13 protein-coding genes and 1 pseudogene are annotated in these 15,566 nt (G+C 66.5%); 6 read left to right on the top strand and 8 right to left on the bottom strand.

Annotated features, from left to right (window positions below; all coding sequences use genetic code 11):
- The first annotated feature begins 171 nt into the window (after window positions 1-171).
- Both ACIPUB_RS19315 and bioD read left to right on the top strand, forming a co-directional pair.
- Window positions 172-1,344 carry a cytochrome P450 gene (locus ACIPUB_RS19315; protein ID WP_407608865.1) on the top strand — a complete coding sequence of 391 codons (1,173 nt, stop codon included), beginning with the start codon at window positions 172-174 and terminating at the stop codon, window positions 1,342-1,344.
- Entirely contained in the window at window positions 1,341-2,060 is a 720-nt protein-coding gene (bioD, locus tag ACIPUB_RS19310; protein WP_407608864.1) for a dethiobiotin synthase, read from the top strand. Before ACIPUB_RS19315 ends, bioD begins: the two co-directional genes overlap by 4 nt.
- A gap of 135 nt (window positions 2,061-2,195) precedes the next feature.
- Here bioD and ACIPUB_RS19305 read toward each other — a convergent pair whose 3' ends face one another.
- The 5 genes from ACIPUB_RS19305 to ACIPUB_RS19285 form a co-directional block, all read right to left on the bottom strand.
- Entirely contained in the window at window positions 2,196-3,920 is a 1,725-nt protein-coding gene (locus ACIPUB_RS19305) for a bifunctional 3-(3-hydroxy-phenyl)propionate/3-hydroxycinnamic acid hydroxylase (RefSeq protein ID WP_407608863.1), read from the bottom strand.
- A gap of 168 nt (window positions 3,921-4,088) precedes the next feature.
- Window positions 4,089-4,796 (bottom strand): IclR family transcriptional regulator, encoded by a 708-nt coding sequence (locus tag ACIPUB_RS19300; RefSeq protein WP_407608862.1) that lies wholly within the window; start codon window positions 4,794-4,796, stop codon window positions 4,089-4,091.
- Between the two features lie 29 nt (window positions 4,797-4,825).
- The gene (locus ACIPUB_RS19295) at window positions 4,826-5,797 is read right to left on the bottom strand and encodes a zinc-binding dehydrogenase (protein WP_407608861.1); all 972 of its coding nucleotides are present in this window, start codon (window positions 5,795-5,797) and stop codon (window positions 4,826-4,828) included.
- Between the two features lie 51 nt (window positions 5,798-5,848).
- The gene (locus ACIPUB_RS19290; protein ID WP_407608860.1) at window positions 5,849-6,637 is read right to left on the bottom strand and encodes an SDR family NAD(P)-dependent oxidoreductase; all 789 of its coding nucleotides are present in this window, start codon (window positions 6,635-6,637) and stop codon (window positions 5,849-5,851) included.
- A gap of 187 nt (window positions 6,638-6,824) precedes the next feature.
- The gene (locus ACIPUB_RS19285) at window positions 6,825-7,727 is read right to left on the bottom strand and encodes a LysR family transcriptional regulator (protein WP_407608859.1); all 903 of its coding nucleotides are present in this window, start codon (window positions 7,725-7,727) and stop codon (window positions 6,825-6,827) included.
- A gap of 119 nt (window positions 7,728-7,846) precedes the next feature.
- On the opposite strand from ACIPUB_RS19285, the gene ACIPUB_RS19280 reads away from it, so the two are divergent.
- The 4 genes and pseudogenes from ACIPUB_RS19280 to nhaA all read left to right on the top strand — a co-directional run bounded on the left by ACIPUB_RS19280 (window position 7,847) and on the right by nhaA (window position 12,435).
- Window positions 7,847-8,923 carry an MBL fold metallo-hydrolase gene (locus tag ACIPUB_RS19280; protein WP_407608858.1) on the top strand — a complete coding sequence of 359 codons (1,077 nt, stop codon included), beginning with the start codon at window positions 7,847-7,849 and terminating at the stop codon, window positions 8,921-8,923.
- A gap of 38 nt (window positions 8,924-8,961) precedes the next feature.
- The gene (locus ACIPUB_RS19275) at window positions 8,962-10,356 is read left to right on the top strand and encodes an MFS transporter (RefSeq protein ID WP_407608857.1); all 1,395 of its coding nucleotides are present in this window, start codon (window positions 8,962-8,964) and stop codon (window positions 10,354-10,356) included.
- Between the two features lie 142 nt (window positions 10,357-10,498).
- Window positions 10,499-11,014 (top strand): annotated as a pseudogene (locus ACIPUB_RS19270) (sodium-independent anion transporter); the annotation flags it as partial.
- 89 nt (window positions 11,015-11,103) lie between these two features.
- Window positions 11,104-12,435, top strand: coding sequence for a Na+/H+ antiporter NhaA (gene nhaA, locus ACIPUB_RS19265; RefSeq protein ID WP_407608856.1), 1,332 nt, complete (start codon window positions 11,104-11,106; stop codon window positions 12,433-12,435).
- Window positions 12,436-12,647: 212 nt separating this feature from the next.
- Here nhaA and dmpG read toward each other — a convergent pair whose 3' ends face one another.
- The 3 genes from dmpG to ACIPUB_RS19250 are packed head-to-tail and all read right to left on the bottom strand — an operon-like array spanning window position 12,648 to window position 15,483.
- Window positions 12,648-13,664: a 4-hydroxy-2-oxovalerate aldolase gene (gene dmpG / locus ACIPUB_RS19260; protein WP_407608855.1), complete on the bottom strand. Its 1,017-nt coding sequence runs from the start codon at window positions 13,662-13,664 to the stop codon at window positions 12,648-12,650.
- 32 nt (window positions 13,665-13,696) lie between these two features.
- The gene (locus ACIPUB_RS19255) at window positions 13,697-14,632 is read right to left on the bottom strand and encodes an acetaldehyde dehydrogenase (acetylating) (protein ID WP_407608854.1); all 936 of its coding nucleotides are present in this window, start codon (window positions 14,630-14,632) and stop codon (window positions 13,697-13,699) included.
- A 44-nt stretch (window positions 14,633-14,676) separates the two neighbouring features.
- Complete coding sequence (locus tag ACIPUB_RS19250; protein WP_407608853.1) at window positions 14,677-15,483, bottom strand: 2-keto-4-pentenoate hydratase; 807 nt, start codon at window positions 15,481-15,483, stop codon at window positions 14,677-14,679.
- Window positions 15,484-15,566: the final 83 nt, after the last annotated feature.

Genomic DNA, 15,566 nt, shown 5'->3' with positions numbered 1-15,566 from the left:
GAGGGCCGCCGCCTCGCTGCGCGGCCGCGGCATCGCCGTGGCCTGCTTCCGGCCGCCGAGTGTTCCCGACGGGGTGTCGCGGCTGCGGATCACCGCGCACGCCGACCACGATCCCGATGCCCTGCTCGAGACCCTGCACGCCATTGCCCGGACCATCCTGGAGGAAGAATCATGAGTTGCCCCTTTGCCTCCCCAGCCGCCACGCTCGGGGAGCTGGCGCCCCTGGCCGGACCGCTGCCCGATGCCTACCCCGTGGAAGTCAACCGCCGCTACCGCAGCATCGAGGACCCCGCCCTGGTGCGCCGGATCCTGCTGCGCCCCGAGGTGTTCACCCCGGACAACGCGTTGGACACCGCCATCGACCTGGAGCCGGCGGCGCTGCGCATCCTGGCGGCGGCGAGGTTCTTCCTGCCGCCGGTGCTGGCCAGTGCAAGCGGGTCCGACCACCTGGCGGTGCGCCGGGTGGTGGCCAGGTTCTTCAGCCCCGCGAAGGTCGCCGCGCAGGTAGGTCCCATCAAGGAACGCGTGGCGGCGATCTGTGCGGGGCTTGCCGCGGAGTACCGCGGCGGTGCCAGCATCGACCTGGCACAGCAACTGGCGGCGGTGATTCCGCCCGAGGTCATGCACCGGCTCACCGGGGTCCCGATACCGCCGGCCGAGGACCTCAAGGCCTGGAGCCAGGACTCGCTGGAACTCTTCTGGGGTTGGCCCGATGCCAAGCGCCAGCTGGAGCTGGCTGCCAGCGCCGCAGGGTTCCATGCCTGGCTCGAGACCTCCGTGGCCGAGGCCGTGACCCGCAATGACGGAAACCTCTACGCGGCGCTGCACCATTCAGGGGTCGACGCGGCACGGATCCGCTCACTGGGCTACTTCCTGACCATTGCCGGGCAGGAAACCACCGCCATGCTCATCGCCACCGCGCTGCGCACCGCCCTGCACGAGGACCGCTGGGCGCAATGCGCCGACTCGGAGAAGGCCGTGGCGGAGCTGGTGGACGAGGCGCTGGCCCAGGCCTCCTCGGTGCCGACCTGGCGCCGCCGCGTCGCGGCGGACATCGAACTTGACGGGCAACGCTTTGCCGCCGGGGAGCAGCTGGTGCTCAGGCTCTCCGGTGGTGTCCTGGGGGAGGCCAACGACGACTCGCTGGCCTTCGGATTCGGCATCCACCGCTGCCTAGGCGCCGGGCTGGCACGGATGGAAACCGAGGTGGTGCTGGCCGCCGCGGCACGGGCGTTGCCGGACCTGAGACCGGCAGGCGAGGAACCGAACTGGATGCACCTGCTCTCCTTTCAGGCACCGCGGACGGTATGGACTGCGCTGGGTCCGAGGGAGGCGATGGCATGATTCTCGTGGTCACCGGGACCGACACCGATGTCGGAAAGACGGTCGTCACCGCGGCCCTGGCCGCCTGCGCCCTGGATGCGGGGCAGCTGGTTGCCATTTACAAGCCGACACAAACCGGTGTGGCGCCCGGGCAGGGAGGCGACGTCCAGTCGATCGGCGACTGGCTCGGGAACCCGCCGTCGCTGGGACTCGAAGAAGGCGTTCGGTTGGCGGACCCCATGGCACCGGTGGACGCGGCCCGGCACGCCGGCGGCGCCCTGGCGGCCGAAGCGCTTCCCGTTCTTGCCGACCACCTTCGGCGCGTGCATGAACTGGCCGAGGAGAACGACGTCGTCATCGTCGAGGGGGCCGGCGGACTTCTGGTGTCCCTGACCCTGGCCGGGGACACCATCGCCGATGTTGCCGGCGCGCTCGGGGCACGGTTGGTGGTGGTCACCCGGCCGGACCTCGGGACGCTGAACCACACGGCGCTGACCCTGGAAGCAGCTCTCGCCCGCGGCTTTGCCGACGGTGTGTTGGTGCTCGGCAGCTTCCCCGACGAGCCCACAGCCCTGCAGGAAATCAACCGAAGAAATCTGCGCGCGCTGGCCGAAGGCCATGGGTGGACATGGGTACCCGGTCCACCCGCGGGGGTTGTGGGCTCGGAGGCCCCGGGGGAGCGGACCAGGATCCTGCACGGGGCCGGCCGCCAGCTGGCCCCGGTCCTTGAACCCTGAAAGCCGCCGGTGCCCCACGCCGCAGGTGTAGCTGCACAGTAGGAAACCAGACTGATACCGTCCCCCCCACCCGGTCAACGGGAGCAGAGACGGTACCTGTCGTTGTTCGTTGTCGCTTGCCGGGCCGGCTCCCCCCTATGCCGCCAGGGCGGAGGCCGGCGGCTTGGCAGGGGCATGATCGGCTGCACTTCCCATGGAATCAAGGATGGCCTGCAACGTGGCAGGCCCGTGCTGGTGCAGGCAGGCTCCGGCGACGAAGCGGTCCGGGCGAAGGAAGATCATCGGGGTCGGGCGCTCGTCGAACCACTTTTTCAACGCGCCGGTGTGGTCTCCCAGCACCAACACGTCCTCGCTCATGTGTTCCTGGGCCCATTCACGCTGGGTTTCGGGAACCAGGGCCACGAGCTTGGCACCGAGGGCCTCGAGAGCCTTGATGGAGTGGGCGGGGAGCACGTCCTTGGGGTCGTTGCCCCACACCAGCACGGTCCACCAGTTGCCGATGACGTCATCGAGCAGCAGGTTCTGACCGAGCGGCGAGTTCACGCGCGGCTGCGGGAACTGGACGCCGACCGGCGAAACCTTGTTGTTGGCGGTAAGCACCGGGATCAGCTTGCTGGTGAGCTTCGCGGCGGCGTTGCCCGAGGCCTGGGTGGTGGGATCGGCCAGCACGCCTGCGGTGTAGCGCGGCATGGGCTTGAAGCGCATGTCGGAGAAGTAGCTCTTGGCGGACGGGAAGAGGTTGAGCACCGAGGAGGCTGCGTCGCGGGCGGCGACGGCCAACGGGTTGGTGAGCTTGATGACCGAGCCCAGGGTCATGGACAAATCAACCATGGCCTTGGCGTGGTCCTTGCGCTCGGAGGTGTAGGTGTCCAGGATGTCCTGGCCGGCGGTTCCGGTCAGCACGCTGGTGAGCTTCCAGCCCAGGTTGGTGGCATCGCGCATTCCCGAGTTCCAGCCCTGGCCCATCCATACCGGCATCAGGTGCGCCGCGTCCCCGGCAATCAGCTGGCGGCCCTTGCGGAAGGAACCCGCCACGCGGCCGTGGTGGGTGAAGACGCGGCGGCGGATGTAGGAAAGGTTGTGCGGGTCAGGTACGTGGTCCTTGAGCATCTCGGCGACCCACTCCTTGGAGGTGACCACCGATTCGTCCTCGTGGTCGTGGAGCATGAACTCCCAGCGGCGGACCGCATGGGGCAGGCCGATCGAGACGTAGGGGCGCTTGGGGTCGGCGCCCAGGAACACGTTCGGGGTGCCCAACGGGTCGTTGTCGACATCGACAACCAGCCAGCGGGTGGAAGGGGAGTCGCCCTCGAAGCTCACGCCCATGCGCTTGCGGGTCGGGGACTTGCCGCCCTCGCAGCCCACCAGATACTGCGCGGAAAAGCGGCGTTCTGTTTCGGTGCCGTCGGCGCCGGTGACGCGGGCAATGGCGGTGACGCCGGCGGCGTCCTCGATGACGTCCTCGACCAGGTGGCCGAAGTGCACGCTGACGTTGGCGTGACGCGATAGCCCGGCATGCAGTGCCTTGTCGACCTCCGGCTGGATAAAGGCGTGCTTGCGGTCCCAGCCGAATTCCCGGGTCTGCGGGTTGTTGATCATGATGGTCTTGCCGGAGCCGTTGACCAGTCGCATGATGTGCTGCGGGGCGGTGTGCGGGAGCACCGTGTCCACCAGGCCCACGGTCTGGATGGTGCGCAGCGACTCGTCGTCCAGGCCCACGCCGCGCGGGTAGTCGATGAGTTCGTCGCGGGCTTCGAGCACCGTGACGCTGCGGCCGTACATCCCCAGGATGTTGGCGAGCATGAGGCCGGCGGGGCCGGCTCCGATGATCAGGACTTCGCTGGCGGGGATGCTGTTCATGGCCACATCAAACTTTCCGTGTGTAAATAGTGCACAACTCATTCGGTATCTGCACAACTAGTGAGAACTAGTTCACCAGTCGTTGTGATGCACGTCAAACACAGCGTGCCATCTGTTGGCACGGTTTTGGCTCGATCGGCGCGGCGCCAAGCGCGCGGGGGAACGGACCTAGGCCAATGAGCCCTCGAGCGCACGGGCGGCCCGCTGCAGCACCGCGATGGCGGTGGTGGCTTGCTCCTCGCGCACGGTGATCAGGTTCAGGCAGGCAGGGACGCCGCTGATGCTGCGGTCAAGCGGCACGGCCAGGCCGTGCATGCCCGGCTCCACCTCGCCGAAGGTCTGTGCATATCCCTTGGAACGGGCGGCGGTGACGCGTGGATCCTCTCCGGGGCTCGCCGGCTCACTGGCCAGTATCGCGTGCCCCGCGGCGCCGAGGTCCAGCGGATGCCGCGAGGCCTCGGCGAAGGACACATGGTAGGTGCCGGAGGTCGGGGCGGTGACCCGCAGCGCGATGGCCTCGTCACCTTCGCGCACGATCAGGGCCAGGGTGGCTCCGAGCTCATCGGCATAGCGGCGTAGCACCGGCTCGGCGGCCGCCATCAGCGAGTGGTAGGCCGAGGCCGAGAGGGAAAGCAGTCCTGCGGCACCGCGGTAGCGCCCGTCCGCACCGCGGTGGAGCAGCTGGGCGTCGCAGAGCGTGTTGAGCAGTCGGTAGGCACCGGTGCGGTGGATGCCGGCGTGCTCGGCGACCTCGTTGATGCCCAGCCCCGCCGGGGTGCCCGCCACCAGGCGCAACACCTCGAGCCCTCGGGCCAGGGTCTGGGATCCGGCGGTTCGGGACGCGGAGGGGGAGGGCACGGTTGTTGGCTCGTTCACGTTCTTGATCATGGCACAGTGCCCGGGACTCAAGCGACGGTGATGACGATCTTGCCGTTGGTTTCCCCGGCCATCATGGCCGCGAAGCCTTCGTGGATGCGCTCCAGGGGCAACACCCTGTCGATGCGCGGACGCAGGCCCGTGGTGGCCAGCATGCGGAGCATCGCGACCATTTCGTGGCGGGTGGATCCGGTGGAACCGAGCACGCGCAGTTGCTGGTAGAAGATGCGACCCAAGTCCGCCTCCGGGCTGGTGCCGGAAGTCGTTCCTGCGATCACGATGGCCCCGCCCGGGCGCAGGCAGCGCAGCGAATGTCCCCAGGTGGCCTCCCCGACCGTCTCGATGACCAGGTCCACGCGCTCGGGCAGCCGGGCCCCCGACTCGAAAGCCGCGTGAGCGCCGAGCTCCAAGGCCAGCGCGCGCTTCTCGGCGGTGCGGCTGGTGGCATACACCGTGGCACCCGCGGCCGCGGCCAGCGCGATGGCAGCGGAGGCGACGCCGCCGCCGGCTCCCTGGACCAACACCCGGTCCCCGGCCTTGAGCTGGCCCTGGGTGAAGAGCATCCGGTAGGCGGTCGACCAGGCAACGGGCAGGCAGGCGGCCTCCTCGAAGGAGAGCTGTTCGGGCATGGGGATCACGCAGCGATCGGGCACCACGATGTACTCGGCGAAGCCGCCGTCGTGGCTTTCGGAGAGCAGTGCCCGGTTCGGGTCCAGGGTCTCGTCCCCGTTCCCGGCATCCGGGTCGGCAATCACCGGGTAGATGACGACCTCGCGCCCGTCGTCGGTGACACCGGCGACGTCGCAACCAAGGATGATGGGGATGTTCTTGGGATCGTGCCCCACCCCGCGCAAGGTCCACACATCATGCATGTTCAGTGACGAGGCCTTGACCTTCACTCGGGTCCAGCCTGCCGGGGGAACCGGTGTGGGGACCTCGCGCAGTTCGAGGCAGGAAAGCGGGTCGTTCGGGTTCTGGGCGTGGGCGACGGCTGCAAGCATGGCGGTTGGATCTCCGGGAATGATAGGGGGGTGTTTGGGCTGGTGGGGGACTTAGCGCATGCCCAGGCGCAGTGCACCGTCGAGGCGGACGACCTCGCCGTTGAGCATGGGGTTGGATATCAGCGAATGCATCATTTGGGCGAACTCGCCGGCGTGCCCGAGCCGTTGCGGGAAGGACACGGCGTCACCGATGCCCGACTTGGCCTCGTCGCTGAGGACATCCATGAACGGGGTGTCGAAGACGCCCGGGGCCACGCCGAGGACACGGATTCCGTGACGCGCCAAATCGCGGGCGGCGGGAAGGACCATGGCGTTGACCCCGCCCTTGGAGGCGGCGTAGGCCAGCTGGCCCATTTGTCCCTCGTAGGCGGCAACCGAGCTGGTCAACGCAATGACCCCGCGGGATCCGTCGGCTTCGGGTGCGTTGCCGGACATGGCTTCTGCCGCCATGGTCAGCAGGGTGAAGGATCCGACCAGGTTGGTCTCGAGCTGGTCGGTGAAGGACGCACGCGAGTGCGCGCCGCTGCGGCCCAGGGTCTTCTCGATGATGGCCGAGCCCGCTGCGGACACGGCGACCCGAAGTCCGCGGGGTGCCCGGGCACCAAGATCCAAGGCTGTCCGCATCGAGTCTTCGTCGCGCACGTCGACGTGCGCAAACACTCCGCCGATTTCTTCGGCCAGTGCAGTGCCCTTGGCTTCGTTGCGGCCGCACACCACAACCTGCGCTCCGTGGGAGGCAAAGAGACGTGCAGTCGCGGCACCGAGTCCGGAGGTCGCGCCGGTGACCACGACGCCGGCACCGGTGAAATCGATGACTGACAAGGAAGATGGGGAAGCCATGCATCCATGATTGCCGACGTTCGGTGGCAGGAGACAGGATGCGTGCCGGGTGGCGGCACGGTGCCCGCGGGGATCGGTCCGCTGACAGGGGAATCGACGAAATTGCTCCACAAAAACGTCGAAGTAAGCGGTTGGCCCACTTCGTCCACCGTGAATTTGCCCATGGATGGCGCTCGCACCCGCGCGCCTAAAATATGCTGAACTTCTCGCGTCCGAACGCCATCAGTTCGTCGATTTTTCGGGTGGGGCCGAGTCCCGCTGGGTAGGCCAGGCCGAAGGCGTTCTCCGGCACGGGCTCGAAAATGTCCTTGAGCACCAAGGGAAGGCCTTCCTGGCTGAGCGGTCCGGGCCAGATGCTCAGAAGGACCGAGTAGGCCAAGCCCCGACCGACCATGGAGCGGATGGTTTCCGTGCTCGAGGAACGCCATCGCACGTCCGGCTCGAAACCCATGGAGCGGATCATCGCCTCGACCAGCGTTCCGGCGGGCTTGACGTCGGAGAGCACGGCGGGCAACCCGGCGAGATCCTTGAAGGACACCTTCCGTTTGGATGCCAATGGATGATTGGCGGAGAGCAGAACCTTGGGAACGACGGTGGCGATCGGTTCGAACGAACTGTGTGACAGAACGTGACCGCGGAGAATGAAGCAGGCGTCCAGGGTGCCGTCCACCATCTTTGCCTGCAGTTCCGTCGAGGAACCCTCGTCGAAGGCCAGGTCCACGTTTGGATGGTTCTGTGCAAAATACTGGATCATCTCCGGGATGATGCGTGATGAGTAGGCCCGGTAGCAGCCCACCCGCAGGGTGCCGCTCAGCTCACCCTGGAGCTCGCCCACAACACCTCCGAGCTCGGAGGTCTCGCGCAAGATCCTGCGCGCGCGGGCCGCCACGGTCTCCCCGGCGGGTGTGAGCACCGAGCCCTTGGATTTGCGCCGGATCGCCAACGGGGCGCCAATTGCCGCCTCGAGTTGGGTCAGTGCCAGGGATACTGCGGTCTGCGAAACGAACAGCTGTTCCGCCGCTGCCGCGAGCGATCCGGTTTCGGCTACGACGACCAGATACCGCAATTGCTTGAGGGTCAGTTCAATCACAAGTTTTCCTTAGGTAGTTTGCACGCAACGTGTGTTTTACAAAGGATATGGTCTGGCGCACAGTTGGGGGAAGCAAGTGAGCAGCCTCACGAATGATTCTTTCCAAAGGACGACAAGACATGAGCAAGCATTCCGGCCCCTACGTGGTGGCTCTTGGCACGGCGGGTGGCCCCCGTTGGTGGACGGGTGAAGGTGCCGGCGAACGCCAGGGCATCGCCACCGCCGTCGTGGTCAACGGATCCGCCTACCTGGTTGACTGCGGCCACGGAGTGGGCCGCCAGCTCATGCTTGCCGGCATCGAGCTCAATTCGCTCAAGGGCATTTTCATCACCCACATGCACTCCGACCACACCGTCGACCTTGCGTCGATGACGGTATTCGGGACGTTGGCCCTGGCTGCGCAGGGTGCGCAGCCGGTCAAGATCTTCGGCCCGGGCAACCGGGGCATGCTCCCACCGGTCTCCACCCACGTTTCGGGCCCGGACCCCGAAGCGGTTGGCGGGAGCGACCCGACGCCCGGCGTGGAGGGCATGTTCAAGCACCTGGTCAACGCTTACGCCACCGATTTGAACGACCGGATATTCGACACCTTGCGACCTGCACCGCACGAGAAGTACACGGTCCGGGACATCGAGCTGCCCACGGACGTCGGCTACCACCCGAACTCCAATCCGACCCCGGCCATGGACCCCTTCCTCGTCCATGAAGACGAAAACGTGAAGGTGACTGCCATCCTGGTGGAACATCCCCCGGTGGCACCGGCCTTCGCGTTCCGCTTTGACACGGCCGAGGGCTCGGTCACGATTTCCGGTGACACCGCGCCGACCCAGAACCTGGTCCGCCTGGCCCGGGATACGGACCTGCTCATGCACGAGGCCATCGACTTCGACTGGGTGCGCCGGGGCTACGCCCACGAGTCGCCGCAGGCGGCCGAGGCCGGAATGGAACACCATCGCAAGTCCCACACCTCGGCCCGGCAAGCCGGCGAACTGGCCACACGTGCCGGAGCCGCGCGCCTGGCACTGCACCACCTGGTGCCGGGAACCGCGGATCCGGACGTCTGGCTGCGGGCAAAGGAAACCTTTGCCGGGGAGCTGTTCGTTCCCAACGACCTGGACATCATCCCGTTCCAACGTCCGTCCCCGGATGTTCCCCCGGTGACGGAATCACCCGCACTCCAGCCCCTAAGCCGTTAGGCGATCTCACCCCCCTCCTCCTGAGAGAAGCAGCAATCATGACCAAGCATTCAGCGGTCTCCCAACCCGCGTCACATGATCCACGGCAAATGCGCCGCGTCCTGTTTTCCAGCTACCTCGGCAGCGTCGTCGAATTCTACGACTTCCTGCTCTATGGCATTGCAGCATCGCTGGTCTTCGGCCAGGTTTTCTTTGCCAACCTTGACCCGATGGTGGGCACCATCGCATCCTTCGGAACCCTGGCCGCGGGCTACATCGCCCGACCGCTGGGCGGAGTCATCTTCGGCCACTTCGGGGACCGGGTGGGCCGCAAGTCCATGCTGGTGATCACCATGACGCTCATGGGAGTGGCCTCAACCCTCATTGGCCTGATTCCCACCTACAACCAGATCGGCGTCGCCGCGCCGATCATCCTGGTCTTCCTGCGCGTGATCCAGGGCATTGCCGTGGGCGGCGAATGGGGCGGCGCCGCGCTGATGAGCCTGGAGCACTCCACCAAGCGCCGCCGCGGATTCTCCGCCAGCGTCACCAACATGGGCGGTCCCTCCGGCGCGCTGTTGGCCACGCTCATCATGACGGCCTGCTCCACCATGCCGGAGGAAAGCTTTCTGGCGTGGGGCTGGCGCATTCCGTTCCTGCTCAGCGCCGTCCTGGTCGGGTTGGGAATGTTCATCCGGTTGCGCATCCAGGAATCCCCGGTCTTTGCCGCGGCACAGGCAGCCGCGGCCGCGGAGCGGAAGTCGGCAACCGGGGCCAAGAAGCCTTCGGTGCCGCTCTTCGAGGTGCTGCGCCACTACCCCAAGAACGTCCTGTTGGCCGCCTTCGGCGGGGCTGGGGCCTTCGTCATCCAGGGCCTGCTGGCCACCTTCGCCATCACCCTGGCGGTGGGCGGCGGCGCCGACCGCACCTCCGTCCTCTTGGTGCACGGCATCGGCTCGTTCCTGCACATCTTCACCATCCCGTTCTTCGCCGCACTCTCGGACCGCGTGGGCCGCCGCCCCGTCATGATCAGCGGTGCACTGGCCGCCGCGCTGATGGCCTACCCGCTCTTCCAGATGCTGGCCACCGGGGACATGGGATGGGTCCTGGCCGCATTCCTGATCGGCAACCCGCTGATCCAGGCCTCGATGTACGGGCCGCTGGCGGCCTTCATCTCCGAGATGTTCGGCACGACCTCCCGCTACACCGGCGCCTCCCTGGGATACCAGCTGGCCTCGACGCTGGGTGCCGGGCTGGCCCCGCTGCTGGCCGCGACGCTGCTGACCGTGGGCAACGGCAACCCGGTGTGGGTCTCGGTCATGGTCGCCTCGATCTGCGTGATCAGCGCGCTCGCCATCTTCATCACCAAGGAATCGCACAAGCTGGATCTGGAAGGCGACCGACCGGAGCCCGCGGCACTCCCAACGGGAGCCAAGGCGGCAAGCGCCGCATAAAGCCCGACGCGAAGGCGGGGACCCAACACACATCCCCCAAGAATGTGTGTCGGGTCCCCGCCTTGTCTGGGTGCTACCGGGTCAGCGCACGACGATCGTGACCTCCTTATTCGCCCGGTCGACGGTGATCCGGTCATCCCCGGCCGAGTCGGTGGCCGTGATGATCTTCGTTTCCGTGGCCACCTTTGACTGGCACAGCATCAAACCCTCCACGCTGCGCATGATGCCCGAGAGCGAAAACACCGTCATGCTCGCCACCGTCAACGTCACCGTCTGGACCCACAACCTGGCCATCGGCGTCGGCGTCTGGGTACTCACCGCCATGGTCCTCTTCGCCAACCGAGTCGCCCACCGGGTCACCGTGGAACGACGCATCGAGGAGCGCTTCGGCGTCAAGATCGCCACGTACGAAGTCAACGGGGAGCTATTCTTCGCCTCCTCGAACGACCTTTACACCCAGTTCGATTACGCAGATGACCCCGACCGCGTTGTCATCGACATGTACAACTCCCACCTGTGAGACGCCTCCACCATCGCCTCCCTGGATGCCGTCACCGCCAAATACGAGAAGTACGGCAAAACCGTCGAAATCGAGGGCCTGAACGCGGCCAACCTCATGATGCGCGAGCGCATGGCGGGCAAGCTGGGGCCCGGGCACTGCCCTTATGCCGTAGGGTTGAAGTCAGGTGCGCCGGGAAGTCTGGTCGGCAATGTCAATTGTCGAACCCACTTTAAGGACTCATTAATATGAGCGTGAAGCCACCGTCCAAACGCCCCCTGATCGGGTACGGAAGCTACCCCGAAGCCTTGCGCATCGGTGCAATCCTCCGCAAGGAGACCGTCGGCGGAGCCCTGCTGGTCATGGCCGCGGTCGTTGCCCTCATCTGGGCCAACTCCCCGGCCTCCGAGAGCTACTTCGCCCTGCGCGACCTGAAGATCGGCTACGAGCCCTGGCACCTGGAACTGAGCCTGGGCGCCTGGGCCGCGGACGGCCTGCTGGCGGTCTTCTTCTTCCTGGTCGGCCTTGAACTCAAACGGGAAATCGTTGCGGGGGACCTGCGCCAGATCAGCAAGGCCATCGTCCCGGTCGCCGCGGCGGTGGGCGGCGTCGTCGTCCCCGCACTGATCTACGCGGCCATCAACTGGGGAAACCCCGAGACCATCTCCGGCTGGGCCATTCCCACGGCCACCGACATCGCCTTCGCCGTTGCGGTCTTGGCGGTCATCGGTTCACACCTGCCCACCCCGTTGCGCATCTTCCTGCTGACCCTGGCCGTGGTCGACGACCTCATGGCGATCACCATCATCGCGATCTTCTACACCAGCGAAATCAATACCACGGCCCTGCTGCTCACCCTCGTCCCGTTGGCGCTCTACGGTTTTCTTGCCCAGAGGTACCGGCGTTTCTTCGGGCTGAATCCCTCGGCGGCCTGGTTCATCCTGCTGCCGATCGGCTTTGCCGCCTGGGCGCTGCTCCATGCCTCCGGCATCCACGCCACGGTCGCCGGCGTTGCCCTGGCCTTCACGATCCCGGTCCTGCACAGTACCAAGCACGGCAAGCACGCCGATGGACCGGGACTGGCCGAGGTCTTCGAGCACCGTTTCCGCCCGCTCTCGGCCGGTTTCGCCGTGCCGGTCTTCGCCTTCTTCTCCGCCGGCGTCGCCGTGGGCGGATTCCAGGGCCTGGCCTCGGCACTAACCGACCCCGTCGCCATCGGCATCATCGTGGCACTCGTGGCCGGAAAACCGATCGGGATCCTGGCGGCAACCTGGCTGACAGCCAGATTCACCAAGGCGACGCTGGACCCGGCGCTCAAATGGGTGGACCTTGCGGGCGTCAGCCTCCTGGCAGGCATCGGCTTCACCGTCTCATTGCTCGTCGGCGAACTCAGCTTCGGGCTCGGCAGCCCCGCCAACGACCACGCGAAGGTCGCCATCCTGGGCGCCTCCATCCTGGCGGCACTCCTGGCATCGGTCCTGCTCGGCAGCAGGAACCGGCAATACCGGAAACTGCAGGCCCAAGAGAACATCGACGCGGACGACGACGGAATCCCCGACGTCTACCAGTCGGAGCAGTAACACCACCCCGATTGAATGGCCCCTGGGGCATTCCGCCGACTCAAGGGGCAAGGCCCGATCCGAAGGCGCACATTCCCCCCCCTTTGCCTTGAGCCCTGGCGACCGGGGACCGGGCCGAGTCACAGCGACGGCCGGGCATCAAAAAGGTCCGCCCCGGGGAATTCCACCAATGGTGGCATCCCGCGGGGCGGACCCCTGCGTTTAGGTAGCGCTTAGCGGGCGGCTGCCAGCTGCACCGCGACGTCTACGATCATGTCTTCCTGGCCGCCGACGTAGCCGGCCTTGCCGATTTCCTCGAGAATGCGGTAGGCCGGGACGCCGTAGCGTTCGGCTGCACGCTCGGCGTGGATCAGGAAGGAGGAGTAGACCCCGGCGTAGCCCTGCATGATGGAGGCACGGTCCATGACCGGCATGCGGGTGATGAACGGCTTGACGACGTCCTCGGCCGCGGCCATGACGCCCTGGATGTCGACGCCGGTTTTGATGTCCAGGCGGTCGAAGGCCGCTGCGAGGACCTCGGTGGGGGAGTTGCCCGCACCGGCGCCCAGAGCCATCAGGGTGCCGTCGATCTGCTTGGCACCTGCGCGCACGGCGAACACCGAATTGGCGACGCCGAAGCTCATGTTCTGGTGGCCGTGGAAGCCGACCTGGGCATCGTCGCCGAGCTCGGCCACCAGGGCCGAGACGCGGTCTGAGACATCGTCCAGGATCAGGGCGCCGGCGGAGTCGACGACGTAGACGCACTGGCATCCGGCGTCGGCCATGATGCGGGCCTGCTTGGCGAGCTCTGCCGGTGAGACGCGGTGGGAAAGCATCAGGAAGCCAACGGTTTCCATGCCGAGCTTGCGGGCGTGCTGGAAGTGCTGGATGGAGACATCGGCCTCGGTGCAGTGGGTGGCGATGCGGGCCACGGAGGCCCCGGCGTCGTACGCCTGGTTCAGGTCGTGGATGGTGCCCAGGCCCGGGAGCATCAGCACGGCGATCTTTGCTGCCTTGGCCTCGTCGACGGCTGCCTTGATCAGGTCCAGTTCCGGGACCTTGGAGAAGCCGTAGTTGAAGGAGGAGCCGCCCAGGCCGTCGCCGTGGGTGACCTCGATGACCTCAACGCGGGCATCATCCAGCGCGCGGACCACGGAGCGGACATGTTCCTCGGTGAACTTATGGCTCATGGCGTGCGAGCCGTCGCGCAGCGTGGTGTCGGTCAGGCGGATGTCAAAGGTGGTGTTCATGGGTGCAGTCATGGTGTGCTTCCCCGTTCTTACTAGTTGGCCAGCGCGGTGGCCCGCGCGGCGTCGATTTTGTCGGAGAGCAGATCCGCGGTGCGGGTGGCCGCTGCGGTGATGATGTCCAGGTTGCCTGCGTATTCGGGCAGGTAGTCGGCGGCGCCGGCGACCTGCACCCAGATGCCGACGCGGCCGAAGCCGCCCCAGTCTTCGCGGGCTTCTTCGAACTGTGGTTCCAGGCGCAGTGCGTAGCCCGGGACGTAGTCGCGGATGGAGGCGGCTGCCTCGTCGATGGCCGTGCGGATGGCATCCTGGGTGGCACCGGGTGCTGCGGCCTCGGCGGGGATCATGCAGTAGATCGTATTGCGCATCATCATCGGCGGTTCCACCGGGTTGATGATGATGATCGCCTTGCCGCGCTTGGCACCTCCCACGACCTCCAGGGCCTTGGCGGTGGTCTCGGTGAATTCGTCAACGTTGGCGCGGGTGCCCGGGCCGGCGGACTTCGAGGCGATGGAGGCGACGATCTCCGCGTACTCGACCGGGACCACGGAGGAGACGGCGGCGACGATCGGGGTGGTGGCCTGGCCGGCGCAGGTGATCATGTTGACGTTCATGGTGTCGGTCAGCGAGTCGAGGTTCACCACCGGTGCCAGGTACGGACCCACGGCGGCGGGGGTCAGGTCGATGGCGTGGATGCCGGCGGCCTTGTACTTGGGGGCGTTGGCCTCGTGGGCCTTGGCGGAGGTGCACTCGAAGACGAAGTCGGGCAACTCGTCCTGGGCCAGCAGCCAGTCCACGCCCTCGGCGGAGGTGGTCAGGCCGAGGCGGGCCGCGCGGGCCAGCCCGTCGGAGGCCGGGTCCACGCCGATCATGTACTTGACCTCGACGTTGCTGGAACGGCGCATGATCTTGAACATCAGGTCGGTGCCGATGTTGCCGGAGCCGACAATTGCGGCTGTTTTCTTTGCCATGGCTGGTTACTTCCTTAGTGACAGGTAACGAAGATGAGGGGGAATTAGATGAAGTTGATGCTCAGTGAGCCCAGGGAGCCGAAGTCGGCGGTGGCGGACTGGCTGGCGATCACCGGCAGCGCTCCGGTGAAGGAGCCGGGCAACACGAGCTGGCCGGCCTCGAGGGACACTCCCTGCTCGCCGAGCACGTTGGCCAGCCACGCCAGCGGGGCGACGGGATCGCCCATGACGTCCGTGCCGATGCCCGTGGATTGCTTTTCGCCATCAATGAGCAGCGAGCATTCAACCGAGCCGAGGTCCTCGACCTTCACGTCCAGCGGCTTGGTTCCCACGGCGATGGCGCCGCAGGAGGCGTTGTCGGCCACGGTGTCCACCAGGCGGATGTCCCAGTTGGCAATGCGCGAGTCGATGATCTCGATGGCCGCGTAGATTTCGCCGATGGCTGCGGCTGCCTGTTCGCGGGTAACACCCGGACCTGTGAGGGTTTCCTTCAGGACGAAGCCGAACTCGGGTTCGACCTTGGGGGAGATGAAGGAGTCGGCGGCAATCTTCGCGTCCTCGTGGTGCACCATGTCGGTGAAGAAGAACCCGAAGTCGGGGGAATCCACGCCAAGCTGCTTCTGCATGGCCAGCGAGGTCAGTCCGACCTTGCGTCCGGCCAGCACGCGGCCGGCGTCAACGTGGGCGCGTAATTGCGTGTCCTGGATGCGGTAGGCGTCGTTGACGTCCATGCCTTCCACGCGGTCGCGCAGCGGGGCGATCGGTTCGAGGGTCTCGGTGGCGGTCAACAGGTCCGCGGCCAGGGAATCCAGGAGTTGCGTGCGTTCGGTGCTCATGATGGTTTCGCTCATTTCTTCAGTACCGCGGTGGTGACGCCAAAGCCGGCAATGTATTCCTTGATCGGCTTGTAGAACTCGTAGCTGACCTCGTATTC

The organism is Paeniglutamicibacter sp. ORCA_105, from assembly GCF_045798545.1.
GTDB lineage: Bacteria > Actinomycetota > Actinomycetes > Actinomycetales > Micrococcaceae > Paeniglutamicibacter > Paeniglutamicibacter sulfureus.
The sequence above is the reverse complement of the archived record's forward strand: the minus strand, read 5'-3'. Positions and strand labels throughout refer to the sequence as shown.